This is a genomic window from Sorangium sp. So ce834, assembly GCF_051521425.1.
Classification (GTDB): Bacteria; Myxococcota_A; Polyangia; order Polyangiales; family Polyangiaceae; genus Sorangium; species Sorangium cellulosum_D.
Genome location: NZ_CP150351.1, coordinates 4752386 through 4778566 on the forward strand (window position 1 = coordinate 4752386; position 26181 = coordinate 4778566).

Consider the following 26181-nt stretch of genomic DNA (forward strand, 5'->3'; position numbering starts at 1 on the left):
CGCCGTGACCAGGACCGGGCGGCGCAAGCAGAAACCCACGCCGCGACAGGGCACCCCGGAGCTCACCCCGAAGAGCGTGGCGCGCATGGACGTCGGCGACGCCGTCTACCGCCTGGTGAAGCTCCTCGCCCGCCACCCCGACGAGCGCCTCGACGCGAAGGCCCGCGGCGCCCTCGAAAAGACCCTGCCCGCCCTCGACGCGCTCCGCGCAAGCCACCCGGACCACCCGCAGGTCGCGTGGGTCGCCGGCATGATCCTCCGCAAGCTCGGCCGGCTGGACGAGGCCGCGCAGCTCGCCCGCCGCGCGTTCGAGCTCGAGCCCACGTTCGCCACCGCCGTGAGCCTCGCGTACGCCCTCCGGGAGCGAGGCGACATCGACGCGGCCCAGGGCGCGTTCGAGGCCGCCGCCCGCCTCGATCCCGAGGACGTCTCGGCCCGCTGCGACCTCGGCGCGATGCTCTGCGAAGCCGGCCGCACCGCCGAGGGCCTGCGCCACCTCGAGGCCGTCCTCGACGAGCAGCCGGCGCACGCCGTGGCGTTCCCGGCCTATGCCTACCACCGCGCCGTGCGCGATGGCGACGCCTCCTGGTACGACAAGCTCGCGGCGTACGAGAAGGCGCACCCGGAGAGCGCAGGCGCCGCGCGGGCGCTCGAGCGCCTGCGCGCCGAAGGGCTCCACCACCCGGCGCCCGTCGCCGTCGTCGAGGGCTTCATCGTCGGCGTCGCCGAGGCGATCGATCACCTCCACCGCGATCACGACCCGTGGCTCAACCGCTTCGGCGCCCGCGAGCACGGCTACCGTCTCGTCCCGCCGCTCGCGCCGGAGGAGCTCCGCCGCATCGAGGCGTCCTCGGGCACCCGCATCCCCGCCGATTACGCGGCGTTCCTCACCCGCGTCGGCAGCGCCGGCGCGGGGCCCTACTACGGGCTCCTGCCGCTCGACGGCCCGGGGCAGATCGAGAGCCTCACGGGCGACTTCCCTCACACGCGGCCCTACCGGCCCCAGCTGCGGGTGATGAGCGCGTCCGAGCGCGCCGCGTACCGGGCCGACGCGACGGTCCGCGGCACGATCGCCCTTGCGCACATGGGCTGCGGCTACTTCTCCGTGCTCGTGGTGCGCGGCCCGCGCGCCGGCACCGTCTGGGCCGATCTCCGCGCGGCGGGCTCGGGACTGCTCCCGACCCACGACAGCTTCACGGCGTGGTACCGCGGCTGGATCGAGGCGCTCTCGAAGGACGCGCCGGCCGAGCTCCCGATCAGCGCGCCCCGGTGCGCGGCGCCCGCGGCGATCAGCGACTACCTGATGGCGTGGGAGCGCGAGCGAAGGCTCCCGCCCGGGAGCGCGGGCGAGGCGAGGGTCCGGCAGGCGCTGCGCGAGCTCCCCGACGGCGGGATCGCGATCCAGGCCGAGGCGTCCAGGTACTTCGACGCCGGCGATCCCATCAGCCCCTGCCCCAACTGCCGGCACATGTTCGACCACTTCATCCAGAAGGACATGTTGCGGGCCGCGCAGATCCGGCCCGGCGTGCCGCCCAGGGCCGCGCGGCGGATCCGCCCGGAGGCGTAGCGACCCCTCCGGCGCGCGTCCCCGCACGGCGGATTGCGTGCCGGCGGCGGTCCCCCCACCGTGAGCTGCACGTCGGCGCGCGTCCCCCCACGCGGCGCTGCTCGCCGGCCGCCCGGCTACCCCGCCTTCTCCGCGCGCCGCCGCCGGGCGCGCCGCGGCTCGCTGCGGGCGGCGCCTCCCTGGCTGGAGGGCTCCGGCTGCGGGGCGAACCCGATCGCCGCGAGATCCCGCTCGCCGATCACGTCGCCCTTGGCCACGAGCGCCGCGCGCAGGAGGACCGCGCCCATCTCGGCGTCGTTGCCGGGCCACGGATGATCGAGCACGGCCTGCAACGCGCGCAGATCCAGGCCGAACGGCCGGCCCCGCAGCCGGACGCCGATGCGCGCGAGGTGGTCCAGCGCGAGCGCCCGGAGATCCTCGGCGCGCGACGACAGCGACGGCAGCGCGACCGCCCGGTCTCCCAGACGATCGCCGAGCCGCTCGCTCATCTGGCCGGTCGCCACCAGCGCGTCGACCGTCTGAGGCACCGCCACGACGAGCCGCACGTCGTCCGGCAGCGCCGCGCCGAGGTAGCTCTGCACCTCGGCCGGCAACGCCTGGGCGTCGAGGATCAGCAGCGTGCCCCCCTTCGCCGCCTCGATCGGCGAGCTGTCCGGATCGCGCCACAGCGCGAGCGCGGGCGGCGCCCCTGCGGCGCCCGCGGGCCCGGCGCCGCCCGCGGGCCCGGCGCCGCGCGCGGGCTCCGCGGAGGCGCCGCGCGCCTGCGCGAACGCCTGCGCGAACCCCTCGGGCACCGGCGCCGCGCCGTCGACGATCGCCAGCGGGCCGCCCGCCCGCGCGGACGACAGGTGCACGACCGCGCCCCACGCGACCGCGTCGATCCCGGGCGCGGTCAGCAGCGTGACCGGGCCGCCGGTCTCGCCGAGCCGCTCCAGCTGCTCGAGCGCCGCGCGCGCGGCGGGGCTGTAGGCCGCGGCCCGCGCCGGCCGCGAGAGCAGCGCCGCGATCGCGCGGAACCGGCCCGCGCCCTGCGCCACGGCGCGCTCGAGCCGGCTCACCTCCCGCGCGCGCTCCTCGGCCTCGCGGCGGGCGGCGACCTCCCGGCCGCGCGACCCCGACAGCATCGCCGACACCGCGATCACCGCGCCGAGCCGGTCGGCGACCGCGCGCAGGCCGCACACCTCCTCCAGCGTCATCGGCGACGCGCGCCGGCCCCGCGGGATCGCGAGCGCCCCGATCGGCCCCTCCGCGTCGTTCACCAGGGCCACCACGCCGATGTCGCGCTCGGCGAGCCACGCGAGCAGCGAGCGCACCTCCGGCCGCCGGACCTCGACCGCCTCGGCGGCCTCGACGCGCAGGACGCGCTCGGGCTCGAGCTGCGCGAGCTCGATGAGGCGCGCCGGCACCTCCGCCGGCGCGGTGTGCGCGTAACCCGCGCGATCGACGGTCACCCGCTCGGGCGGCGAGAGCAGGTACAGCGCCGGCGGCGCCTGCCCGGCCGTGCCGGCGTCGGACGCGTCGCGCAGCGCGGAGAGCGCCGCCTCCAGCGCCGCCTCCGGCTCGGGGTTCATGGCGGCGCGCGTCGCGGCGTCGAAGGCGCCGAGCCAGCGCGCCCCCTCCGGCGCGAACCGGCGCGAGAGGGCCGGCGCGGCGAGCCCGGCGAGCGCGCAGAGCGCGCACGCGCCGAACACGGCGACGCCGACCGACGACGCCGGCGCGCCGCGGAGCCCGAGATCGCCGCGCGGCGCCTCGTGCACCGCGTACACCGCGAGGAGCGCCGGCGGGGTCGCGAGCGCCGCGAGCGCGAGCGTGCGGCGGAGCGCGCGCGAGACCTGCGCGGCGTCCGCGGCCACGGTGCAGAACGCGACGCACACCGCCGCGACCGCGCTCGTGACGGGCAGGATCGACTCGGGCGCCGCGACGCCGACGAACGCCGCCGCGAGGCCGACCGCGAGCGCGGTCGCCGAGAGCAGGAGCGCGGCCTCGACCCGGTCGGCGACGCCGAGCTCGAGCCGCCGCGCGATGCGGACGCGCGCGATCGCCACGAGCATCACCGTGAGCGAGCCGAGCGACGCCGCGGAGGTGGCGTAGTGCACGAGCAGCGGATCGAGATCCGCCGCGCGCTCGGGCGCCGCCGCGGACACGGCGGGCAAGGCGACCGCGACGGTCCAGAAGAGCGAGGCGAACGCCGCGGCGTCGAGGCGCCGCGTGCTGGGCGGGGGATCGAGCAGCCCGCCGAGGCCCGCGATGCGCGCGAGCCCGACCAGGGCGGCCATCGACGCCGCCGCCGCGCCAAGGTTGCCGAGCGCGATCAGCGCGAGCCCGGTGGGGCCGCTCCGCGCGGCGGCGAGCATCGCGGCGCCGGTGAGGCAGACGGCGGCGGCGCTGCGCGCGGCCGGCTCGATCCGGTCCTCCCCGCGCGGCGGCCGCTCGACCCACCGCAGGCCGAGCGCGAGCAGCGCCGGCAGCCCGAGCAGGGCGAGCCACGCGGGCCCGTGGCCGCCGGACGCCCGGAGCGCGGCGAAGGCCGTGTAGGCGACGGCGGCCGCGGCGATCCAGAACGAGCGCCGGCGCAGCATCGCGGCGAGCGTAGCGTCTGGCCGCGGGGGCGCCAACGAGGCGGGCTCGTCGGTGGAACGACGCGCCGCCTCCGCCGCCGCCCGCGGCGTTCCGCTCCCTCAGGCCCTCACGGCGGGAGCGCCGCGATCCAGTCGCGCACGCACGTCTTCTGCTCTTCGGTGAACGCCATCTGGCCGAACGGCATCCGTACGCCGCACGGCGGGGGGTCCTGGAGCTTCGTGTAGATCGAGCTCATGTCCGGCTGGCCCGGCACGAGCACCGAGCCGCGGCACGACTGGGACGGCTGGTTCTTGACCATGTTCTCGAACCCCGCCGCCAGGACGAGGCCCGAGGCCCTCGAGCCTGCGTCGTGGCAGCCTCCGCGGCCGCACGACTCCACGATCAGCGCCGGGGCCTCGGCGCACGTCTGGGGGCCGCCGCCGCTCGTGGTCGAGGTTACCGCCGCGTCGCCGCCGGTGGTCACCGCGTCGCCGCCGGTGGTCACCGCGTCGCCGCCGGTGGTGGCGCTGGGGGCGCCGCCGCCGCCGGTGGTCGCCGTGGCGCCGGGGCCCTGGCCATCGCCGGCGCCCGCGCCTTCGTCGCCGCCGGCGGCGTACTCGTCCTTGAAGTCCTCGTCGAGGGTCCCCGCGCAGCTGGCGAGCAGCGCGGCGCCGCTCGTCAGCGCGGCAGCGGCGAGCGCGGCGCGCCCGAAAAGGGAAGCGATGGTCGTCACGTGCTACCTCACTCTCAGTAGATGTATGCCCCGGCGAGCCGAATTCCGAGGTACTGATCCGTCGCCCCGCCGGCGGCGTAGTTGTCGGTGAGCTCCGGCTGGAATGACGAGAAGAACCGGGCGTACTCGACCAGCAGCCGCGCCTCGATCCCCTTCGCGACGGGGACGAGCACCCCGGCCGTCGCGCCGATGCCCTGCACGCTGGCGCCGGTGAACCGATCGTAGACCGGGCCGGACGAGAGGGGCATCAGGTAGTCGGCGCCCAGCGCCAGCGCGACCGGGCCGGCCGGGATGCGCGCGTCGAGGCCGGCGCGGAAGATCGTGTAGTCGACGTTCGGCACGGTCCGGGCGAGGGCGTCCGGCGCGTCGATCTCGAAGGTCACGAACCGGAGCCCGGCGGAGATCCCGAGCACCGTCGACTCGCCGAGCGTCAGCCGCTCCCGCAGCCCGAGGTTGATGCGCTGGTAGGTCGTGCTGAGCGGGTCGCCGTCGCCCACCGCCGAGTTGAGGCCGAGCGCCCGCGCGTACCCGGCGGTGATCCCGAGGCCCTTGAGCACCGCGATGTTCGTCCCCGCGAGCGGGTACAGCTCTCCGGAGATCGACAGCGCCGGCTGACCGAAGACGCCGTAGGGCCGGAGGTTCTGCGAGAGCGGATCGGAGTAGTCGAACCAGCGGCCCACGAACTCGACGCCGAGCTCGACCGAGAAGAGCGCCGAGCGGACGTCGTTGCGCTGGCGCGCCGGGCCCCCGTCGTCGTTCCCGCCGTCGGCCTTCTCCTCGCCGTCGCCGTCGCCGCCGTCCTCTCCCTCGCCCTCGCCGCCCTCTCCCTCGCCGTCGCCGCCGCCGTCCTTCTTCTTCTCGTCGGCGGGCGGCGGCGCGATCTGCGCCAGCGTCGGGCCGAGCAGGTCTTCCAGCGCCTTCTTGCGGTCGTCGTCCGAGCCGCCCAGCGGCACCGCGCCGTCCACCGCGAGGTCGCCCGCGTTCTCGTCGACGTAAACGAGGTAGACCTCTTTCTTCTTCTTCTTGTTCGTCCGCGAGACGCCGTAGATCACCCCCTCGGCCTTCACGGTCTTGCCGGCCTTGCGAATGCGGTCGATGGCCTTCTTCCGCAGGGCCTTCATCACCACCGCGTCCCCGACGGGCTTGGTCTGGCCGGCGCCCTTCAGCGCCTTCGAGAACGCGGCGGGCTCGACCACCTCCAGCGTCTTCGGGACGAGGGCGAGGATGTCGTCGCGGATCGCATCCGCGTTGGGCCCCTCGACGTGGACCGCGATCGACTTCGACGCCTTGGGGGCGGCGAGCACGACCGGCGAGACCGCGAACGTGGCTGCGGTCGCGGCGGAGAGCCCGAGGAGGATCCTCCCACAGAGGCTCAACGACAGGGACAGCGTGGTGAACCTAGTGAGCTTGCGCACGGGCCTTTTGGTGGTGGCAGCGGCGTCGACTGAAGCTTGCACGCGCGCGAGCCTACAAGCGATGTCAGGACGGAATCCAGCGTATTGCGAAAGGATCGGGGGATCTTTCTCGCGACACGCAGTGTCGTTAAGAGACTCCGCTATGACCGGACTCAGAAGGGGTGCCGCGTCGCGCGCCCGCCTTCCTTGACTGCCCTCAATCAAGTAGAAAAGTTGTCGCGCGATGCGCGGCGTCGCGACGCGACGCATCGCAGACCCGCTCGTCCCAGGCAGAGGGCACATGGATCGGTCAAGAGGACGGCACTCCCGCGCGCAGCGCGGCCCTGGCGCCTCGCTGGGGGTCGCGATGATCGCCCTGACGGCGGCAGCCGCCTGCTCGGGGAGATCCGGCGCAGGGGCGGACGGCGAGCCGCCGCGCTGCGCGGAGATCCGGCCGGGCGCCTCGCCGCTCCGGCGGATGACGCGCTTCGAGTACAACAACACGATCCGGGATCTCCTCGGCGACGATAGCGCGCCGGCCGACGCCTTCGTGGTCGAGGAGGAGGCGCTCGGGTTCAACAACCAGGCGGCGGCGCTCGGCGTCACGCCGCTGCTCGCCGAGCAGCTCATGAAGGCCTCCGAGGCGATCGCGGCCCGGGCCGCGCGAAACATCGAGGCGCTCCTCGAGGGGTGCGATCCGGCGGTGCAGGGGCCCGAGGTGTGCGCCGACGAGCTCATCGCGCGCTTCGGCAAGCGCGCGTTCCGCCGGCCGCTCACGCCGGCGGAGGGCGCGCGGTTCGCGCGGCTCTTCGCCTGGGGGAGCGCCGAGCACGGCTTCTCGACCGGCGTCGAGCTCGTGATCCAGGCGATGCTCCAGTCGCCGCACTTCCTCTACCGCGTCGAGCTCGGCATGCCGGATCCGGTCGGGGACGGCGTGGTGCCGCTCTCCGATCACGAGATCGCCTCGCGGCTGTCGTACCTGCTCTGGGGCTCGATGCCCGACGACGCGCTGTTCGCCGCGGCCGACGCGGGCGAGCTCCGCACCGCCGCGCAGATCGCCGCGCACGCCCGCCGCCTGCTCGAGGATCCGCGCGCCCGCGCCGCGGTCGCGAACTTTCACAAGCAATGGCTGCAGCTGTCGAACATCGACACCATCACCAAGGACCCCGCGGTCTACCCGAGCTTCCACGCCGGGCTCCCGGCGCTCCTCCGCGCGGAGACCGAGGCGTTCCTCGAGCACGTCGTGTTCGACGACGCCGCCGGCGACGTGGCGACGCTGCTGACGGCGCCGTACTCGATGATGAACGCCGAGCTCCGCGCGTTCTACGGGCTGCCGGCGGGCCCCGCCGGGGCGCCGGACGAGCTCGCGATCGTGCCGCTCGATCCGTCGCAGCGCGCCGGCTTCCTCACCCACGCGAGCCTGCTCTCGGTGCTCGCCAAGCCGAACCAGTCCTCGCCCGTGCACCGCGGCAAGTTCGTCCGCGAGCGGCTGCTCTGCCAGATCTTGCCGCCGCCGCCGCCCGACGTGGACATCCAGCCGCCCGAGGTGCGGGAGGGGATCCCGACCCGCCGGCGGTTCGAGCAGCACTCCACGGACCCGAGCTGCTCCGGCTGCCACAAGCTCATGGATCCGATCGGCTTCGGGTTCGAGCGCTACGACGGGATCGGCCTGTACCGCGAGGCCGACCAGGGCGTCCCGATCGACGCGAGCGGCGAGATCGGGGGGACCGGCGGCGCGGACGGGCCCTTCGACGGGGCGGTGGAGCTCGCGCACCGCCTCGCGGAGAGCGGCGAGGTGCGCCAGTGCGTCGCGACGCAGTGGTTCCGCTTCGGCTATGGCCGCGCCGAGCAGGCGGAGGACGAGTGCAGCATGACCCAGATCCAGGCGGCGTTCGCCGAGAACGGGTACAACATCAAGGCGCTGCTCGTGGCGCTCACGCAGACGGACGCGTTCCGTTACCGCCGCGCGCTGCCCGCCGACGGGGGGGCGTTGTGAGCCGCGCCGCGCCGCGCCGCGCGTCGAGGAGACGCCTGGATCGCCGCACCTTCCTGCGCGGCGCGGGCGGGCTCGCCCTCGCGCTGCCGTTCCTCGACGCGATGGGCGGCTCGGCGAGCGCCGTCGGTTTCCCGAAGCGCTTCGTCGTCTTCTTCACGGGCCTCGGCACCGTCAAGGAGGCGTGGGAGCCGACCGGGACCGGGGCGTCGTTCGAGCTCGGCGAGATCCTCGCCCCGCTCTCGCCCTACCGGGAAAAGCTGCTCGTCGTCGACGGCATCAACATGGATTCGGCCTACCACGGGCCGGGCGATCCCCACCAGCAGGGCATCGGCCAGGCCCTCACCGGCACGGAGCTCCAGGAAGGGACGCTCTTCCCGTACGCCTGCAACCCCGCGGCGCGCGTCGGCTGGGGCGGCGGCATCTCGGTCGACCAGTTCCTCGCCGCGCAGCTCGGGGAGCCCACGAAGCTCTCGTCGCTCGAGCTCGGCGTGCAGGTCCAGTACGCCAACGTCTCGTCGCGCGTCTCGTACCTCGGCCCGGGCCAGCCGGTCCCGCCCGAGGACGATCCGCGCGCCGCGTTCGACCGGCTCTTCCTCGACCTCAGCGCCGATCCGGCGGACCTCGAGCGGCGGCGCGCCCTGCGCCGCCGGGTGCTCGGCAGCGTCATGGAGGACTACGGCGCGCTCGCGAGGACGCTGGGGGGCGAGGACCGGCAGAAGCTGGAGCAGCACCTCGACGCGGTGGGCGAGATCGAGAAGCGCCTCGACGCGCCGGGGCTCCTCGGCGGCGCGTGCGCGCTGCCGGAGCTCGGCGCTCCGCTCGACGTCTACGCGAACGACGACTACCCGGCGATCGGCAAGCTGCAGATGGATCTGCTCGCGATGGCGCTCGCCTGCGATCTCACGCGGGTCGCGTCGATCCAGTGGAGCTCGACGCAGGCCGGGAAGGTGTTCACCTGGCTCGGCCAGTCGGACACGCACCACTCGCTCTCGCACTCGAACGTGACCGACGAGGACAAGCAGCAGCAGCTCGTCGACATCGGGCGCTGGCACGCGGAGCAGCTCGCGTACCTGCTCGGGAAGCTCGACGCGGTGAAGGAGGGCACGGGCACGCTGCTCGACAACACCCTCATCCTCTGGTGCACCGACATCTCGGAGGGGCAGACCCACTCGCGGCACAACATGCCGTACGTGATCGCGGGCGGCGCCGGCGGGGCGCTCCGGACCGGGAGGTACGTGCGCTATGGCGGCGACGCCCACAACGACCTGCTCGTGACGCTGTGCAACGCGATGGGCGTGGACGTGTCTACGTTCGGCAACCCCGCGTACTGCGCGGGCCCGCTGTCGGGCCTCCTGGCCTGAGCGCCGGGCGGGTGTTTTGGGCTTTTCGTCGCGCGCCGTTTTTGGCAAGTAGGCCCGCATGGGCGGCCTGCTGTCTTCAGGGAAGCCTCGCCGCGCGCCGCGCTCGACGCGCGCGGCGCGCCTCGTCCTTCGTCTCGCGCGCCTCGCGGCGCTCTCGGCGGCCGCGTGCGGCGCGGGCGCATGCAAGAAGCCCGCGGACGCGCCGGCGGACGCCGGGGCCCTGGCCGGCGACGCGGGCGCGGAGGCGGCCGCCGTCGCCGCGGAGGCGGCGCCCGCGGCGGCGCCGGCGGCCGCGTGGCCGCCGAGCGACAAGCCGCTGCTCGGGATCACCGCGTTCGTCGCGACCGTTTACAAAGAGCCGCGCGACACCTCGAAGAAGCTCGGTTACCTGCGCGTCGGATCGAGGGTGCCGCGCGCCGCGGAGCCCGCCGGCACGGCCGGCTGCCCGGGCGGGTGGTACGCGATCGAGCCCCGCGGCTTCCTGTGCGTCGGCGAGGACGCGACGCTCGATCTCGACGACCCCATCCTCAAGGCCGCCGGCCCCGGGCCGAATCTGCGGAGCGCGCTCCCGTACCGGTATGCCTTCGTCCGCGCCGTGCTGCCGCTCTACCTGCGCGTGCCCACGGCCGAGGAGCAGCGGAAGTCGGAGTTCAAGCTCGACGAGCACCTCGCGTGGTTCGAGGAGAACAAGGCGACCGTGCAGCGGGTGGCCCTCGGCGCGAACGACGTGCCGATCGACGCGCGGGGCGTGCCGCTGCCGGGCAAGCGGATCGGCGAGCTCGGCCTCGGGAAGAACTCGCTCGAGCTCGGCGAGGGAGCCCTGCTGGGCGGGGAGGGGGAGAACGACCCGATCCCGTTCTGGCTGGAGGGCGGCAAGCGCCGCATCCGCAACATCAGCGACTTCAAGGTCCCGGACTACGCGGTCTTCGCCGATCGGGCGCGCCGCTTCACCGGCCTGTCGCTGATCGGATCGTTCCCGACCGGGCCGGAGTCGTTGAACCGGCGGTTCGCGATCACGACCGATCTCCGGCTCGCGCCCGCGACGAAGATCAAGCCGGACACGGGCTCGCCGTGGCACGGCGTCGAGCTGAACGACGAGCTCACGCTGCCGCTCGCGTTCGTCCGGGCGCGGAGCGCGCGCGACGTCGAGATCGAGGGGGACAAGGCGACGCCGGGCAAGGAGCTCCCGTTCCGCGAGGTCATCCCGTTGACCGGCAGGATGCGCCGGCTCGAAGGGGTGAAGTACTACCGCACGAAGGACCAGCGGTACGTGAGCCAGCTCGACGTGGGGCTCGCGGTCGCCCCGTCCGCGTGGCCCCAGGTCGCCGAGAAGGGCGAGAAGTGGATCGAGGTCTCGATCACGCACCAGACGCTCGTCCTCTGGGAGGGCAAGCGCCCCGTCTATGCCACGCTGGTCTCGACCGGTCAGGCGGGGGTGGCCGATCCAAAGACCACGACCGCCACGGTGCGCGGCATCTTCCGCATCCGGAACAAGCACATCACGGCGACGATGGACTCGAACGAGTCGTCGAGCGTCGGCGGCCGCCCGGAGACGACCGCGGAGGCGCCCTCGGCCTCGCGGGGCGCGAAGCCGGACAAGGGCGGCCCCTCGAAGGAGCGCACGAAGAAGCCGGGCGCGAGCGCGGCGGCGAAGCCCGAGGCGGGCCAGAAGGCGGTCCCCCGCAAGGGCGACGGGGAGTACGGCGTCACGCGGCGCCGCGGCGAGGGGACGTACGCCCTCAAGGACGTGCCGTACATCCAGTACTTCGCGAGCGGCTACGCGCTCCACGCCGCGTACTGGCACGACGTCTTCGGCACGCCGCGCAGCCACGGCTGCATCAACCTGGCGCCCATCGACGCCCACCGCGTGTTCCTGTGGACCGACCCCCCGGTGCCCCCCGGCTGGCACGCCATCAACACCGGCGAGGAGCTTGGCGACGGGACGACGATCATCATTCATGAATGATCGGCGGTCGCCGTCTCGAGGAGAGGGGGAGGGAAGAGGGGAACTTCAGTGGGCGCAGGGGGGAGCCGTGCGGAGGAGGTCGTCGAGCGACGCGTCGGCGGCGCCGGCTAGGCCGTCGAGCAGCGTGGCGAGGTGGTCGTGCTGCTCCGGCGTGAACGGGGGCATGCCGAAGCGCGAGCGCACGCGCGAGAGCATGAACGCTAGGCCGGCGCCGTCCTGGTAGCCGGCGATCCAGGGGCCGCGGGCGAGCTCGTCGCAGATGCGCCGGAGGCGCGCCTCGAAGGCGGGGCGATCGGCGAGGGCGACGGCGGGGGAGGGGGCGCGCCGCTCGAAATGGTGGATGCATGCGGCGGCCTCGGTCGGGGGCCCGTCGATGGAGGCGAGGCCGGCGCGGAGGTCGTCGAGGAGGGGGGCGAGGCCGATGCGGCGCACGAGCGCGCCGTCGAGGCACATCTCCCAGAGCACGTGGGCGAACAGCGCGAGCCGCGGCGCGTCGAGCGCGGCGCCGCGCAGCGCCTCGGTGAGGCGGCGCTCCCCCTCCACGAAGACGGGGGCGGCGTGGAACCAGCGGTCGACGGCGACGTGGTGATCGATGCCGGCCAGCACCTCGGCGAGGCGGGGCGGCGGGGCGGCGGGGCGCTCGGGCGCGCGGGCGGGCTTCACGCGCCGATCGGCCATGCGCCAGAGGTCGGGGAGCATCGCGCCGGCGCCGGCGGTGACCGAGCCGAGGTCGCGCGCGGCGAGGTGGCGATGAAGCAGGAAGTTCATGCGTTCAGGATGGCGCCGCGACCTCCGGCGGTCGACGGTGAACCGATGCCGCGCGCCCTGCCTCGTCTGTCGCTCTTCGAGTGGAACGATTCGTCGTGGTCTCCCGGTCCGCTGCGCGAGCTCATCATCGAGTCGCTGAGCCGGACGATCCGGTGGGGCGGCATGCTGCGCGGCCTGATCGCGCCGTTCCAGCGCTTCCTCGCCGCCTCGGGGGCGACCGAGGTCATCGAGCTCGGCGCGGGCGCGGCCGGGCCGTCGGAGGTGCTCATCGACGAGCTCCTCCGCGCGGGCGCGGCGCCGCCGCGCTTCGTGCTCACCGACCTCCTGCCGCAGCCGGAGGCGTGGGCGGCGGCGGCCGCGCGGCACCCGTCGTTCGTCGCCTTCGAGCCCTCGCCGGTGGACGCGACGCGCATCCCGCGGGCGCTCGCCGAGGGCCGCGCGCGGCTGATGATCAACGCCTTCCACCACTTCTCTCCCGAGCTCGCGCGGGCGATCCTGGCGGACGCGGTGCGCGGCTCGTCCGGCATCTTCCTGTCCGAGGGCTTCGAGCGGAACCCGCTCGGCTTCCTGCCGATGGTCCCCGTCGGCGTCGCCGCGCTCGCCGCGAATCCGCTGCTCGCGCGCCGCTCCCGGGCCGCCAAGGCGTGGCTCACGTGGGCGACGCCGATCGCCGCCGCGGCCAGCGTGTGGGACGGCGTGGTGAGCACGCTGCGCGTCTACACCGAGGCCGAGCTGCGCGAGATGGTCGCCCCGCTCGGGGACGCGTTCGCGTGGGAGTACGGCACCTACGACTTCCCGCTGTGGGGCAAGGGGTACTACTTCTTCGGCGTTCCTGCGCGATGAGCAGGCGCCGAGGGCGCTCGGCGATCCAGCGCAGGAGCCTGCGACGAGCAGCTCACCAGGGATGGACGAGGCAGCTGTATTTTTGCGGCCGGGAACGCCGGTCATTTTGTTGAATAAAAATTTGACCCGTTCCACCCACCCCCGCGCACAGGGGCGGAAGCTGGCGACGCGGTGTCTCCGACGTCGTTCCATGCGGATTCGATGGCTTCCGGCGGCTGGGAAAAGGGGCAAGACATGATGGCTTATCGGCGGATGGTGGTGGCAGTATCGGCGTGCGTGGCCCTCGTGGCGGCGACCGCGTGTGGAGGGGGGACCGGCGACGCTGGTGACGCTGCCTCGGGCGGCGACGGGACGGCGAGCGGCGGCGACGGGACGGCGAGCGGCGGCGACATCGGGCAGGACCCCTTCGGCGACATCGGGGGTAGCGCGAGCTCGGGCGGTGACCCGAGCGCGGGCGGCGACGCCTGCAGCAGCGAGCTCATCGCGATCGTGCGCGACTTCAAGGATACGCACCCGGATTTCGAGGCCCGGCCCGGGGAGGACCGGGGCATCGTGGAGGCTCAGCTCGGCGCGGACGGCAAGCCGGTCTATGCGGGCGGCAGCGAGGGCACGTTGACCACGACCGGCAAGGAGGCCTTCGATCAGTGGTTCCGCGACGTGCCCGACGTGAACACCGCCATCCAGATATCCATCTCGCTCGTGGACAACGGGAACGGCACGTCCACGTACGACGATGCCGACTTCTTCCCGATCGACGACATGGGGTTTGGCAACGAGGACCGGCGCCACAACTATCACTTCACGCTCGAGCTCCACACCACGTTCGAATACAAGGGTGGCGAGGTGTTCACCTTCTCGGGCGACGACGACCTCTTCACCTTCATCAACGGCCGTCTCGCGATCGATCTGGGCGGTATTCACAAGCCGGAGAGCGCGACGATCGACCTCGACGCGCGCGCGCAGGACCTCGGCATCACGCCGGGCAACACGTACGCGCTCGACTTCTTCTTCGCCGAGCGCCGCACGACCGAGTCGAACTTCCGCATCGACACGTCCATCGGTTGCTTTACCCCGGTCATCAACTGAGCTCGGTCGTCCGCTGACCCGGCGCGACCTCAGCCCACAGCGCCCTTCATTTCCCACCGTCCGCGTTCCTCGGCTCACCGCCCCGCCCGCGCCGTTCCCGCCCAGCGGCTAGCGCCGACCGCCCCCCGTTCCCCCCTGGAGCGGCCGCCGTTGCCACCTTGCTCGTGGTTCGGCGCAACAGGTAGCCTAGGCAACGATGCAGGCCAGCGACCCGTTCGGCTGGGTGGGGTCGATCATCGACGGTCAGTTCGCTGTCGAGGCGCTGGCGGGCGAGGGAGCGTTCGGCGTCGTCTACCGGGCCCGGCACCTCGGCTTCGACGCGCCGGTCGCCGTCAAATGCCTCAAGATCCCGACGGGCCTGAGCGCTGAGCAGCAGGACGCCTTCCTCGCCAAGTTCCGCGAAGAGGCGCGCCTGCTCCACCAGCTCTCGCGCCGCACCATGGGCATCGTCCAGGCGCTCGACATCGGCGCTGCGGCCGCGCCGCACGGCCCCTGGACGCCGTACATCGTCATGGAGTGGCTGGAGGGCGAGACGCTGGAGCAGGACCTCCGGCGCCGCCGCGCCGAGAACGCGCCGCCGCGGAGCCTCGCCGAGGCGATCAAGCTCCTCGCGCCGGTCGCCTCCGCGCTCGCCGTCGCCCACGACGAGAACGTGTCCCACCGCGACGTCAAGCCGGCCAACCTGTTCCTGCTCGGCGACCGCATGAAGGTCCTCGACTTCGGCCTCGCCAAGGTCTTCTCCGAGACGCCGACGTTCGCCGAGGCGCTCGTCCAGACCGGACGAACGTTCCGCGCCTTCACGCCGCAGTACGGCGCGCCGGAGCAGTTCAGCCCGCGGTTCGGCGCCACCGGGCCGTGGACCGACGTCTATGCGATGGCCCTCATCCTCATCGAGGTCGCCAGCGGCCAGCCCGCCCTCTCCGGCAGCGACGTCATCCAGCTCTTCGTCGCCTCGAGCGACGAGTCGATCCGGCCGAGCTTCCGCGCTCGCGGCGTGAGCGCGAGCCCCGACGTCGAGGCGGTCCTCGGCCGCGCGCTCGCGATCAACCCCTCGCAGCGGTTCCACAGCCTCGGCGAGATGTGGTCCGCCCTCGAGGCCGCCCAGCGCTCCAGCGTCGTCGTTGTGGCGCGCGACACCCTGCGCGCGCCCGCGTTCGGCCCCGGCGGCGCCGACGCCGCCGACCCCGTCGACGACGACGGGCTGCTCGACTTCGCCGCCCTCCACCTGCCGCCGCTGCCGCCCCCGCCCGCGCTCTCGGTCCCGCCGCCGTCGCTGCCGCCGCCGTCGCGGCCGCAGCGGCGGCCCCCGGAGAGCAGCGGGGGCCGCGGGAGCGTGGGCCCCGAGAGGAGCGCGCCGAGGGGCCGCGGCGTCGTCCCGTTCGAGGGCGGCGAGCACCGGATCTGCACCGTCCTGTTCGCCGATCTGTCCGAGGCGACCGCGCTCTCGTCGAGGCTCGATCCCGAGGACGTCAAGGACGTCGTCGATCGCTGCTACCAGGCGCTCGCGGAGCACGTCGAGCAGATGCACGGGATCGTCGAGCGGCCCATCGGCGGGCGCGTCATGGCCGTCTTCGGCGCGCCCCGCGCGACCGACTGCGACGCCGAGCGGGCGATCGTCGCGGCGCTCGCCGCGCAGGCCGCGATCCCGCGCCTCGCGCTGCCGCGCGCGGCGCGGGCGGTCCGCCTCTCGGTGCGGATCGGGATCTCGACGGGGCGGGTGTTCGTCGGCGCCGGGAGCTCGGCGCGCCAGGATCTCGCCGTCATCGGCGACGCGGTGGACGGCGCCGCGCGCCTGCAGCAGCTCGCGCCGCGCGGCGCGATCGTGATCGGCCGCGACACCCACCGCCTCGTCCTCGGGCGCTTCCGCGTCGAGCCGATCGAGGCGAGCGCGGCCCGCGCGGCGCCGGCGGAGCCCGCCGCGCGCGGCGCGGCGATGCCGATCTACCGCGTGCTCGGCGAGGCCCCGCCGAGCCGCGGGCTCGCGCCGCCCGATTTCCACGGGCTCGCGACGCGCCTCGTCGGGCGCGGCGCGGAGATGCAGCGCCTGCGCGATCTCGTCGAGACCGCCTTCCACGAGCGGCGGCCGCGCCTCGTCACGCTGGTCGGCGCGCCCGGCGTGGGCCGCACGCGGGTGCTCGCCGAGCTCTCCGCGGGCCTCGACGGCGGGCCGGCGTCCGGCGCGCCCTCGTCCGGGCGCGGCGCCGCGCCCGCGCCGCCGGACGCGCCGTTCGTCCTCTCGGCGCAGTGCTCGGCGCTCGCGCGCGAGGCGAGCTACGGGCTGGCCGGCGCGCTGCTCCGCCGCTGGTTCGGGATCCACGAGGCCGATCCGGCCCAGGTCATCCTGCGCAAGCTGCGCCTGGGCCTGCGCTGGCTCCGCCTGCGCGCCGCCCGCGCCCGCGCCCGCGCCGAGCGGGAGGCCGCCGGCGCGGGGACGAGGGCCGCGCTCGGGGGCGCGTCGCCCATCGTGACGCGCGCGTCGGCGGTCCCCCTGCGCGGGCCGGTCAGCTCGACCGTGAACGCGCGCAGGACGGCCGGCGCGGTGCGGTACGAGGACGACGACGAGCTCGATCCGTCCCCGTCGCTGGCGACGTCGAGCGGCGCGAGCGACGTCGAGGACATCCTCGCCCGGCTGGCGGCCATCCTGGGCGCGCGGCCGGCGCCCGCGGGGCTCCTCGAGGCGGCGGCGCGCGGCAGCGTGCTGGCGAAGCGCCGGATCGCCGCCGCGCTCGCGCAGCTCGTCACCTTCGCGCTCGAGCGGACGCCGATCCTGATCGTGTGCGACGACCTCCAGTGGGCCGACGACGCCACGCTCGACCTCATCGAGGAGCTCGTGGCGCACGCCGAGGGGCTGCCGCTCTGCGTGGTGTGCGCCGCGCGCCCCGAGCTCTACGAGCGCCGCCCGGACTGGGGCATCGCGAAGGAGGCCTACGTCCGCGTCGACGCGCTCCCGCTCGCGCGGCGGCACGGGGAGGAGATGATCCGGGATCGGCTCCGCGGCGCGCCCGAGCTCGACCCGGAGCTCGTGCGCGCGCTCGCCGAGCGCGCCGAGGGCAACCCGCGCACCGTGGAGGAGATGCTCCAGCTCCTCGTGGACGCCGGCGCGATCGAGGCGCAGGAGGGCGCGTGGCGCGTCCACGAGGGCGCGCTCGGCGCGCTGAGCCTGCCGCCGTCGGTGCACGGCGCCGTCCAGGCGCGCCTCGACCGCCTCGACGCCGACGCGCGCGGGGTCCTCGTCCAGGCGGCCGTCGTCGGCCGGACCTTCTGGGAGGGCGCGGTCGAGCGGCTCAGGAACGACGCCCCGCAGGCGCGCTCGCCCATGTCGAGCGAGCGCATCCTGGCCGAGCTCCAGGATCTCGATCCGCCGTTCTCGGTGCGGCACGGCGCCGGCGCGTCCACCGCCGAGCTGCTCGCGCGCCTGTGCGATCGCCAGCTGATCCGGCTCCGCTCCCCCGCGTCGTTCCCCGGCGAGCGCGAGTACGTGTTCACCGAGCTGGCCACGTGCGAGGTCGCCTACGAGATGCTGAGCCTCAAGGTCCGGCGGCGGATCCACCTGCTCGTCGCGGACTGGCTCGAGCACCGCGCGCCGGGCGACGACGGCGCGGCCCTGCTCGCGCACCACTACGATCGGGGCGGCGATCTGCGGGCGGCCGCGGCGGCGTACGACCGCGCCGCGGCGCTCGCCGCGGCGATCGGCGAGGGCGCCGCGGCGGCGCGCTACGCGGCGCGGGCCCGCGAGCTGTGCGACGAGCTCGCGGCCGAGGAAGCCTAGGCGCGCGTCGCTGGTTCCGCGCGGGGCTAGCGCGCCTTGCGCCGCAGCCTCGGCGGGCGCGCGCCGGAGACGCGCAGCGCGTGGCGCAGGGCGTCCTCCAGCTCCCCGAACGTCTCGAAGGTCCGCGCGTCGCTGCCGAGCTCGACGATCGCCTGCGCGACGCCGGGGGAGATGCCCGAGACGAGGCAGCGGCTGCCGAGCAGGCTCGCGGCCCGGGCCACCTGGAGCAGGTGGTCGACCGTCGGTCCGTCCACGTCCTCCACGCCGGTCAGGTCGAGCACGGCGAAGTGGGCTTGCGTGCGGACGATCTCCCCGAGCAGCTTCTCCATGATCTGCGTGGCCCGGCCGCTGTCGAGCGCGCCGATGATCGGCAGGACGAGGACGCCCTCCCACGCCTGGATGATCGGCGTCGACAGCGCGCGGATCGCCTCCTGCTGCTGCCGCAGGACGCTCGCGGTCCGCTCGCGCTCGGCGTTCTCCTCGGCGAGCATCCGGTTCTTGCCCTCCAGCTCCTCGGCGTACGCCTCGAGGCGCTCGATCGACTGGCGCAGCTGGTCTTCGAGCCGCTTGCGGTCGGTGGTGTCCCGCATCGTCACGGCCGCGCCGTCCCGGATCGGCACGATCTGGTGGTGCACCCAGACGCGCGGGCGCGACGGCTGGGCGGGGGGCGCGGGCAAGAGGATCTCCTCCTCGATCGGCGCCCCCTTCCGGATGACGCGCAGGCACTTGTCGAGGAGGACGCCCGCCTCGGCCGAGTGCTCGAGCTCCGAGAGGCGCTGGCCGAGGAGCTCTTCGCGCTGCATCGACAGCATCGCCGCGGCGCGCGCGTTGAGGCCCGTGATCACGAAGTCGGCGATCTCGTCGCTCCCGTCGCGGTGGGACGTCATCGTGAGGAACGCGTCCATGCTGGCCTCGACGGCCGCGTGGAACCGCGCCTCGCTCTCCCGGCGCTGCTCCTCGGCGCGCCGGCGCTCGGTGATGTTCTCCGCCACGATGAGCACGTTCGTGACCCCGTCGGCGCCCCGGATCGGGCTGACGTGGTTCGCGTACCACGCCCGCCCGCCGTCCACCCCGAGGCCGACCACCTCGTAGTGGGCCCGGCCGCCGGTCTGGAGCACGGTCTCGAGCGCCTCCCGCACGGTCGCGTGGTACTCCGGCGGCGTGAAATCGTAGAGGCTCCGGCCGAGGATGCTCTCCTGTTGGATCCCCGCCTGCTGCTGGTTCACGGAGACGATCCGCGCGTCCCTGTCGACGACGGTCAGGTAGTGCGGGATGCCCTCGTAGAGCGCCCGCAGCTTCTCTTCGGACTCGCGGAGCGCCATCTCGGCGGTCTTGCGCCGCGTGACGTCGCGGACGACGAAGTAGACGAGCCCCTCGTCGAGCGCGAGCATCGCGTTCCACTCGAGCCACCGGTACGAGCCGTCCTTGCAGCGGAAGCGGTTCTCGTAGGTGAGCGTCTGCGCGCCGGTGGAGAACGTATCGGTCTCCGAGAGGGTGCGCGCCTTGTCTTCGGGGTGGATGAACTCGACGTACGGCTCGGCCATCAGCTCCTGGCGGCTGAACCCGAGCGTCCGCTCCCACGAGGGGCTGAGCTCCTTGAAGCGCCCGTCGAGCGTCGCGATGCCGAGCATGTCGACGGCGAGCGCGTAGAGGCGGCGTTGCTCCTTGTCCTCCTCGCGCACCACCGCGCGCAGGATCGGCCCCGAGCCGCCCGCGAACGCGAGCTTCGCGAGCTGCGTGTCGGCCTGGATGAAGCCCCCGTTCGGCCGCCGGTAGAGCCATCGAAACCGCTGCGGCTCGCCGCGGCTCGCCGCCTCGATCCGCTGCTTCAGGCCCGCCGCGGAGGCCTGTCCGTCGGGCTGCAGGAGCGGCGAGAGCCCGGTGAGCTCGCGCCCGAGCAGGCCCTCGTCGGGCCCGGCGAGCAGCCGCACCGCGCTCGGGTTGGCGTCGATCACGCGCCCGCTCTCGAGGAGGAGGAGCGCGTCCTCGGCCGCCTCGAACGCGGCGCGGTAAAGATCAGGATGGCTCATCGTCGGCGCCGCCTGGCGCTGGGAGCGCCGTCGCGCCGGGTTGTCCTCTCGAGCTCGATCGCCAATCAGCACCTCGAGCGGCCGCCTGCGCCCCCCCTCCGTCGCTGCCGCCAACGGCTCATTGTGCAGGAAGCCTCGGTGGAGATCGAGAACCATGAGCCCGCTCGCTCCGCGCGTGTTGTCTGCCTGCCACTTGCCGCCGACGACCTCTCGCGTGCCGCGCGCGTCGTGGTAGCGTTGCTCTGTGTCGGGGAGGTTTCCTTCAGCGCGACCCGCGGGCGGGCGGTGCTCGTGCGGCGCGAGGTGGGCGCGATGATCTCCGAGGCGTGCGGGCTCTGCGCCTGGCCGGCGAGCCTCGAGGTCGACGACGTGCGGCGGCACAAGAGCGCGCTCATGGATGCGGCGCTCGCGCAGCGCGCCGAGGGCAAGGAGCCGCTGGCGCGCGTGGCGTTCCGCGGCGCGCTCTACTGGCAGCGCTGGCTCATGACGAAGGAGCCTGGGCTGCATGAGGAGGCCCGGGTCGTCTCCGGGCTCGAGTTCGCGCGCGAGGCGGGCGACTGGAAGGAGGCCGATCTGCTCCTCGCTCACGCCGACAGGTCGAGCGCGCTCGCGGATCTGCCGTTCGTCGAGCACTGGAAGCGGCTCGTCGCGGAGCACTTGCCGGAGCAGGTGAGCGACGAGCACGAGCTCGAGGAGGCGTTCCAGGAGTTCCGGCGGCATCCCAGCGAGGAGGCGGCGGAGAGCGTGCGTCGCTGCGCGACGGCGATCGCGCCGCTCGGGTCGCCGGTCCCGGTGCACACGATCCTCGCGCGGGTCGCGGTGGATCTCGGCCAGACCGACGAGGCGGAGTTCCACTTCGCGGCGCTCGTCGTGTGCCGGCCGCTCTGGATCCCGTACGTGGTGCAGCTGGCCGAGCACCAGGCGAAGCTCGACCTCCCGCGCGCCCTGCGCACGATCGAGGCCGCGCGCCGCCTCTTCGGCCCGGATTTCTGGCTCCCGCTTTAGTTCCAAGGCGGGGGCACGCGCCGGGGGCCCACGCGCGCGTCAGGCAAGCGCGAGCGTCCGCATCCACCCGCTGATCCGCGTCCCCGCCGGCTTGGGCCACCCCATCCGCGCGAACCGCTCCAGGAGCTGCGGCGTGTGGTCCCCGGTCCGGCTGTCCTTGAACGACGCCCGCGCCGCGTCGAGCTCCCGCGCCGCCTCGTGGAACCGCCCCTCGTGGTACGCGAGCCACGCCAGCGTCAGGTGCCGGTGCTGCCGCGGCTCCGCCTCCGCGAGCGCCACCGCCTCGCACGCGACGAGGTGCTCGCGCGCCTGCTCCGCGTCCCCACGGTGGAGCGCGATCTGCGCGAACAGGAGCCGCGCCTCGACCAGCCCCCACGGGTCCGCCAGCGTCTCGTAGAGCCGGCCGGCAGCGAGCGCGTGCTCCTCCGCGAGCTCGGGCGCGCCCGCGTCGAGCGCGACCATCGAGAGCAGCCGCTCGCACCCGGCCTCGCCGCGCGGGTTCGCGAGATCGCGGAAGCTCTGCCGCGCCGCGAGCGCGCCCGCGCGCGCGGCCTCGAAGTCGCCGAGGCGGTGATCCACGTGCGAGAGCGTGAGGTCGCACTGCGCGAGCCCGAGCCGGTAGCCGATCGCGTCGAAGTCGGCACGCGCGGTCGTGAGCAGCGACCGCGCCGCCTCGGAGAGCGCCCCGGCCTGCTCGACCATGCTCTGGAGCAGCAGGCACTGCGCCCTCCCCAGCCGATCGCCGACCTCCAGGAACCGCGCCTCCCCCGACGCGAGCACCGCCCGCGCCCGCGCGTGCTCCCCGAGCTGGTAGTCGATCTCCCCGAGCAGCACCTCGCACTGCGCCTGCCCGTGGCGGTGGCCGATCTCGTCGAAGATCGCGTGCGCGCGCGCCACGAGCCGCCGGCCCTGCGCCTCCGCGCCGACGTCCGACGCGATGTGCCCGAGCAGGCGCAGGCAGTGCGCCTGGTTCTCCCGGTCGCCGGCGTGCTCGAAGATGCGACGCGCGTCCTCCGCGTCGCGCCGCGCCTCGTCGAGCCGCCCCGCCAGCCGCAGCGCCTCGGCCCGGAAGCGCAGCTGCGTCCCGAGCCGCGTCCCGGTCAGCACGGGCCGCGTCTCCGCGCCCCGGAGGCCCGGGCGCGAGTCGCTCCCGCCGGGCAGCTTGCCGTCGAGCACGGCGAGATCGCGCAGCGTCGCGGCGATGTCGCGCGAGCTCTGCCAGTGCGCCGCCACGTGCGCGTGCATGAGCGCGGCCGCCTCGTCGGTGTCGCCGGCGCGCAGCAGGCTCACCACCCGGTGCCGGAGGATGCGGCGGCTCGACGCGAACGGGTGCGCGCCGAGCGCGTCGGCGGCGGCGCGGAAGACGCGGGCCGCGTCGGGCTCGAGGAACAGCTGCGAGAGGAGGTGCTCCTGGAGCAGCGCGTGCGGCCAGCGGAGGCGATCGCCCACGGCGAGGAGGATCTGGGCGCGCTGCATGGCCGCGATCGCGCGGTCCGCGGCGATGTCGAGCGACGCGAGCAGCGCGCGCAGGATCTCGCGTCGGATGTCGCCGCCGAGCGCGGCGGCGGCGCGCGCGCCGGTCCGGAGCTCCTCGGGCAGCGCCGCGAGCCGCTCCTCCCACAGGTCGGCCGTGGTCGCCGCCTGCACGGCCATCGACGCCTTCGGCACGAAGTACTTGCCCGCGCGGAGCTGGAGGTGGCCGCCGCCCGCCCACGCGTGCAGGAGCTGCAGCGCGAACAGCGGGTTGCCCTTGCTGCGGGCCGTCGCCGCCTCGGCCGCCGCGTCGTCGAGCGGCAGCGTCTCCCGGAGCAGCGCGTGCGTCTGCGCGGGGTTCAGCGGGGCCACGTCGAGCCGCTCCCCGCCGTAGGCCGCGAGCGCCCCCTCCAGCCGCTTCGCCGCGACCGGATCGCACTCGACCGCCTCGCTCCGGACCGTCGCCACGACCAAGAGGCCGAGGTTCGGCGCGTCTCGGTGCAGCGTGAGGAGCCCCTCGAACGTCGTCGAGGACGCGTAGTGCAGGTCGTCGAGCCAGAGCAGCACCGGCCGATCGCGGCCGATCCGCTCCAGGGTCTTGCGGATGATCAGCCAGCGCAGCTCCGGCCGGTCCAGGCGGAAGCGCTTCCCCGTCGGACCGACCGCCTCGCTGCCGGGGGGCGACGGCTTGATCCACTCGGCGGTCGCCGCGACCCACGTCTTGCCGACCTCGTCCTCGGGCGGCACCTCCCAGAGGTTCATCAGCACCTTCTCGACGATCTCGCGCTCGGCCCGCTCCAGCCGGTAGTGCTGGGTCACCGCGCCGAGGACGCCGTCGAGCGGCGCCGCGATCCGCCGGTAGCGCGCGCGGAGCGGCACCATGAGCGCCCGCTCGTGCACCTCCTCGCAGAGCCACTCGGCCAGCCGGCTCTTGCCGACGCCCGCCTCGCCCGCGAGCAGCACGAAGCGGTGCATCGCCTTCGGCGCGTCGACCATCTCGGCGACGACCTCCATGAGGCGCGCCCGCTCGCCGGTCCGGGCGACGAACGGGCTCGGCCGCAGCGCGAGCAGGCCGGTGGTCGTCACCGACGGCGGCGGGTCGTCGTCTGGAGGCTCGATCAGCTCGGGGGTGAGCAGCTCCTTGCGGCTCGGCGGCAGCCGGCCGGTCGTCAGCAGCGCGAGCGGCAGCGGCGTTGCGGTCACGTTCACGTCGCTCCGCGGCTCGAACCGCTTCCAGACGCGCCGCGCGTCGCCCGCGAAATCGAAGCGGTGCCACGGCCGCTTCGCGAGCAGCCGCTTCGCGAACTTCGCGACGTCGCTCGGCACCTCGGGGGGCAGCGGCAGGTCCGGGACCGGCGCGCTCCGGTGCTGCTGGAGGAGCTCCTCGTTCGTGCCGTCGTAGACCTCGCCGCCGGCGAGCAGGGCGTAGAGGATGCAGCCGAGGGCGTAGAGGTCCGTCGGGGGCCCCACGTGGGGCGCCGCGAAGCGGATCTGCTCCGGCGCCATCCAGCCCGGCGTGCCCGCGCCCCAGCGCACGGTCGGCTCGCTCTCGCGGGAGCCGTCGAGCCGGTGATCGATCCGGTCCTGGATGAGCCACGCGAGCCCGAGGTCGAGCACGTGCACGAGGGGCGGCTCCCCGCCGTGCTGGAGGTCGACGAGGACGTTGGACGGCTTCAGGTCCCCGTGGACCACCCCGCGCGCGTGCGCGTGGGCCAGCGCGCCGAGGACCTGGTCGATGACGCTCCAGATGATCGGCCAGGGCAGCGGGTCCTCGAGCCGGGCGAGGTAGAGCCACTCGTGGAGCGACCTCCCCGGGACCGCGTCCATCACGAGGTAAGGCGTCCCGTTGCTGAGCGCCCCGAAGTCGCGGGCCTTCACGAGCGCCGGGTGCGAGAGGCCGGCGAGCGCCCGGGCTTCCTCCTGGAACCACCAGGCGTCCTCGGGGCGCGCGGCCGCGCCCGGCCGGTCGAGCAGCTTCACGGCGACGCGCTCGTCGAGCACGAGATCGCGGCACAGATAGACGACGCCCATGCCGCCGCGACCCAGCTCGCGGCGGACCTGGTAACGACCGGCCAGGATCGTGCCCGGTAAGAACCCTTCTTCGGCCATGGCGGTGAGCGGTCCGATGATAGCCGTGCCGGCCGGGCCCGGTAGACTCGATCTCGCCCAGGCGGCCCGAGGTCGCTCGCTCCCAGTTCGTCGTGTCGCCTCCGCGGAGCGATGCTAGGTTCCGGCCATGGATGCAGCGGTTCGCGTGCTCGCTTTCGCCGGCGCGAGGGACGTTCTCGGCGCGGGAGAAGTGGCGTTGCCGCTGCCTGGCCCCTGCACCGCGGCGGAGCTCCTCGATCGGGTCTGCGCGCGCTACCCGGGGCTGATCCCCTACAAGGGCTCTATCCGGGTGGCGGTGAACGGTGTTTATGCGACGCCGAGCGATCCTGTAGGTTTCGGAGACGAGGTGGCGCTCATCCCACCGGTGGCGGGCGGCTAGGGGCCTGCGGGGGACGCGTCATGTCTTCTTCGACCGGCCTCGATTCTGCGCGCGTGGGGGGCGACGCGCCGGCCCAGCGGCGGCGGTCGCTGCCGCTCGTCGGCGGCGGGGAGGCCGGCCGCCGCGCCGCCGTGATCCCGTACCGCGACGGCGCCAGCGGCGCGCCCTCCGCGCACGCCGGGCCCGCGCCGCGCAGCGTGCGCATCTCGGTCACGGATCGGTGCGATTTCGCGTGCACCTACTGCCGCCCGTCGCGCCACGACGGCTACACCGACGGCCGGCTGATGACGCCGGCCTGGCGCACCATGTTCGAGGCCCTGCGCGACGCCGGCATCCGGCGGGTCCGCCTGACCGGCGGCGAGCCGCTGCTCCACCCCGAGATCGTCTCGATCGTCGCGTCCCTCGCCGCCCTCGGCTTCGAGGATCTGGCGCTCACGACGAACGCCTCGCAGCTCGCGCGGCTCGCCGCGCCGCTGCGCGGCGCCGGGCTGCACCGCCTGAACGTCTCGATCGACACGCTCGACCCCCTGCGCTTCCGCGAGGTGACCCGCGGCGGCGAGCTCGCCCGGGTGCTCGAGGGCATCGACGCCGCGATCGCGGCGGGCTTCTCGTCGATCAAGCTGAACACGGTGGTCCTCCGCGGCGTGAACGACGACGAGATCGAGCGGCTCGCGCTGTGGGCCTGGGAGCGGCGGATGGTCCCGCGCTTCCTCGAGGTGATGCCGATCGCCGAGGGCGCGCGGCTCGTGGGCGAGCACCTCGTCACCGCGGCCGAGATGAGGGCGCGCCTCGCCGAGCACCTCCTCCCGGAGGAGGCGATCTCGGATCCCGGCCTGGGGCCGGCGAGGTACGTCCGCGCGCGCCGCGACCCGTCGCTCCGCGTGGGGTTCATCACGGGCACGAGCGACACGTTCTGCGAGAGCTGCGATCGCCTGCGCGTCTCGTCGACCGGCGTGCTCCGGCCGTGCCTCGCCACGGACGACGGCGTCGACGCCTCGCGCGAGGCGAGGGCCGGCGATCCGGCGGCGATCCGGGCGCGCCTGGACGAGGCGTGGCGCCTCAAGCCCGACGGCAAGGTCTGGAAGGGCTGCACCGAAGAGACGGCCTCCGCGGTGTCGATCCGCGCGATCGGCGGCTGACGCC

The 26181-nt window shown here is 74.4% G+C and carries 16 protein-coding genes; 10 read left to right on the top strand and 6 right to left on the bottom strand.

What is annotated here, in order from left to right:
* Nucleotides 1-4: 4 nt before the first annotated feature.
* Nucleotides 5-1567: a tetratricopeptide repeat protein gene (locus tag WMF20_RS17245; protein WP_437614985.1), complete on the top strand. Its 1563-nt coding sequence runs from the start codon at nucleotides 5-7 to the stop codon at nucleotides 1565-1567.
* A 116-nt stretch (nucleotides 1568-1683) separates the two neighbouring features.
* On the opposite strand, the gene WMF20_RS17250 is transcribed toward WMF20_RS17245, so the two are convergent.
* The 3 genes from WMF20_RS17250 to WMF20_RS17260 all read right to left on the bottom strand — a co-directional run bounded on the left by WMF20_RS17250 (nucleotide 1684) and on the right by WMF20_RS17260 (nucleotide 6274).
* Nucleotides 1684-4146, bottom strand: coding sequence for a hypothetical protein (locus WMF20_RS17250; protein ID WP_437614987.1), 2463 nt, complete (start codon nucleotides 4144-4146; stop codon nucleotides 1684-1686).
* A gap of 107 nt (nucleotides 4147-4253) precedes the next feature.
* The gene (locus WMF20_RS17255) at nucleotides 4254-4859 is read right to left on the bottom strand and encodes a hypothetical protein (protein ID WP_437614989.1); all 606 of its coding nucleotides are present in this window, start codon (nucleotides 4857-4859) and stop codon (nucleotides 4254-4256) included.
* A gap of 14 nt (nucleotides 4860-4873) precedes the next feature.
* Nucleotides 4874-6274 carry a hypothetical protein gene (locus WMF20_RS17260; RefSeq protein WP_437614991.1) on the bottom strand — a complete coding sequence of 467 codons (1401 nt, stop codon included), beginning with the start codon at nucleotides 6272-6274 and terminating at the stop codon, nucleotides 4874-4876.
* 346 nt (nucleotides 6275-6620) lie between these two features.
* Here WMF20_RS17260 and WMF20_RS17265 point away from each other — a divergent pair, with 346 nt between their 5' ends.
* From WMF20_RS17265 to WMF20_RS17275, 3 genes are read left to right on the top strand one after another with little or no spacing between them, the layout of a single operon-like run.
* Nucleotides 6621-8249: a DUF1592 domain-containing protein gene (locus tag WMF20_RS17265; protein WP_437614993.1), complete on the top strand. Its 1629-nt coding sequence runs from the start codon at nucleotides 6621-6623 to the stop codon at nucleotides 8247-8249.
* Complete coding sequence (locus WMF20_RS17270; protein ID WP_437614995.1) at nucleotides 8246-9610, top strand: DUF1552 domain-containing protein; 1365 nt, start codon at nucleotides 8246-8248, stop codon at nucleotides 9608-9610. Before WMF20_RS17265 ends, WMF20_RS17270 begins: the two co-directional genes overlap by 4 nt.
* A gap of 58 nt (nucleotides 9611-9668) precedes the next feature.
* On the top strand, nucleotides 9669-11576 hold the full coding sequence (locus WMF20_RS17275; protein WP_437614997.1) for a L,D-transpeptidase: 1908 nt from the start codon (nucleotides 9669-9671) through the stop codon (nucleotides 11574-11576).
* A 45-nt stretch (nucleotides 11577-11621) separates the two neighbouring features.
* On the opposite strand, the gene WMF20_RS17280 is transcribed toward WMF20_RS17275, so the two are convergent.
* Nucleotides 11622-12344 (bottom strand): hypothetical protein, encoded by a 723-nt coding sequence (locus tag WMF20_RS17280; RefSeq protein ID WP_437614999.1) that lies wholly within the window; start codon nucleotides 12342-12344, stop codon nucleotides 11622-11624.
* Here WMF20_RS17280 and WMF20_RS17285 point away from each other — a divergent pair.
* The 3 genes from WMF20_RS17285 to WMF20_RS17295 all read left to right on the top strand — a co-directional run bounded on the left by WMF20_RS17285 (nucleotide 12327) and on the right by WMF20_RS17295 (nucleotide 18042).
* Nucleotides 12327-13187: a hypothetical protein gene (locus WMF20_RS17285; protein WP_437615001.1), complete on the top strand. Its 861-nt coding sequence runs from the start codon at nucleotides 12327-12329 to the stop codon at nucleotides 13185-13187. The genes WMF20_RS17280 and WMF20_RS17285 overlap by 18 nt on opposite strands.
* Before the next feature lie 234 nt (nucleotides 13188-13421).
* On the top strand, nucleotides 13422-14273 hold the full coding sequence (locus tag WMF20_RS17290) for a fibro-slime domain-containing protein (RefSeq protein WP_437615003.1): 852 nt from the start codon (nucleotides 13422-13424) through the stop codon (nucleotides 14271-14273).
* A gap of 196 nt (nucleotides 14274-14469) precedes the next feature.
* The gene (locus WMF20_RS17295; protein ID WP_437615005.1) at nucleotides 14470-18042 is read left to right on the top strand and encodes a protein kinase domain-containing protein; all 3573 of its coding nucleotides are present in this window, start codon (nucleotides 14470-14472) and stop codon (nucleotides 18040-18042) included.
* Nucleotides 18043-18068: 26 nt separating this feature from the next.
* Here WMF20_RS17295 and WMF20_RS17300 read toward each other — a convergent pair whose 3' ends face one another.
* On the bottom strand, nucleotides 18069-20072 hold the full coding sequence (locus WMF20_RS17300) for a PAS domain S-box protein (protein ID WP_437615007.1): 2004 nt from the start codon (nucleotides 20070-20072) through the stop codon (nucleotides 18069-18071).
* Between the two features lie 312 nt (nucleotides 20073-20384).
* Here WMF20_RS17300 and WMF20_RS17305 point away from each other — a divergent pair, with 312 nt between their 5' ends.
* Complete coding sequence (locus tag WMF20_RS17305) at nucleotides 20385-21077, top strand: hypothetical protein (protein WP_129575405.1); 693 nt, start codon at nucleotides 20385-20387, stop codon at nucleotides 21075-21077.
* A 39-nt stretch (nucleotides 21078-21116) separates the two neighbouring features.
* On the opposite strand, the gene WMF20_RS17310 is transcribed toward WMF20_RS17305, so the two are convergent.
* Complete coding sequence (locus WMF20_RS17310) at nucleotides 21117-24659, bottom strand: serine/threonine-protein kinase (RefSeq protein WP_129575406.1); 3543 nt, start codon at nucleotides 24657-24659, stop codon at nucleotides 21117-21119.
* 127 nt (nucleotides 24660-24786) lie between these two features.
* Here WMF20_RS17310 and WMF20_RS17315 point away from each other — a divergent pair, with 127 nt between their 5' ends.
* Both WMF20_RS17315 and moaA read left to right on the top strand, forming a co-directional pair.
* Entirely contained in the window at nucleotides 24787-25038 is a 252-nt protein-coding gene (locus WMF20_RS17315; RefSeq protein ID WP_063823977.1) for a MoaD/ThiS family protein, read from the top strand.
* 20 nt (nucleotides 25039-25058) lie between these two features.
* Complete coding sequence (gene moaA / locus WMF20_RS17320; RefSeq protein WP_437615010.1) at nucleotides 25059-26177, top strand: GTP 3',8-cyclase MoaA; 1119 nt, start codon at nucleotides 25059-25061, stop codon at nucleotides 26175-26177.
* Nucleotides 26178-26181: the final 4 nt, after the last annotated feature.

What these genes read in the sequence shown, in the direction of transcription:
- WMF20_RS17310 (WP_129575406.1), bottom strand. Translation starts at nt 24,659, where the DNA reads ATGGCCGAAGAAGGGTTCTTACCGGGCACGATCCTGGCCGGTCGTTAC.
- WMF20_RS17315 (WP_063823977.1), top strand. Translation starts at nt 24,787, where the DNA reads ATGGATGCAGCGGTTCGCGTGCTCGCTTTCGCCGGCGCGAGGGACGTT.
- moaA (WP_437615010.1), top strand. Translation starts at nt 25,059, where the DNA reads ATGTCTTCTTCGACCGGCCTCGATTCTGCGCGCGTGGGGGGCGACGCG.
- WMF20_RS17265 (WP_437614993.1), top strand. Translation starts at nt 6,621, where the DNA reads ATGATCGCCCTGACGGCGGCAGCCGCCTGCTCGGGGAGATCCGGCGCA.
- WMF20_RS17290 (WP_437615003.1), top strand. Translation starts at nt 13,422, where the DNA reads ATGATGGCTTATCGGCGGATGGTGGTGGCAGTATCGGCGTGCGTGGCC.
- WMF20_RS17295 (WP_437615005.1), top strand. Translation starts at nt 14,470, where the DNA reads ATGCAGGCCAGCGACCCGTTCGGCTGGGTGGGGTCGATCATCGACGGT.
- WMF20_RS17280 (WP_437614999.1), bottom strand. Translation starts at nt 12,344, where the DNA reads ATGAACTTCCTGCTTCATCGCCACCTCGCCGCGCGCGACCTCGGCTCG.
- WMF20_RS17285 (WP_437615001.1), top strand. Translation starts at nt 12,327, where the DNA reads ATGAAGCAGGAAGTTCATGCGTTCAGGATGGCGCCGCGACCTCCGGCG.
- WMF20_RS17250 (WP_437614987.1), bottom strand. Translation starts at nt 4,146, where the DNA reads ATGCTGCGCCGGCGCTCGTTCTGGATCGCCGCGGCCGCCGTCGCCTAC.
- WMF20_RS17300 (WP_437615007.1), bottom strand. Translation starts at nt 20,072, where the DNA reads ATGAGCCATCCTGATCTTTACCGCGCCGCGTTCGAGGCGGCCGAGGAC.
- WMF20_RS17275 (WP_437614997.1), top strand. Translation starts at nt 9,669, where the DNA reads ATGGGCGGCCTGCTGTCTTCAGGGAAGCCTCGCCGCGCGCCGCGCTCG.
- WMF20_RS17305 (WP_129575405.1), top strand. Translation starts at nt 20,385, where the DNA reads ATGATCTCCGAGGCGTGCGGGCTCTGCGCCTGGCCGGCGAGCCTCGAG.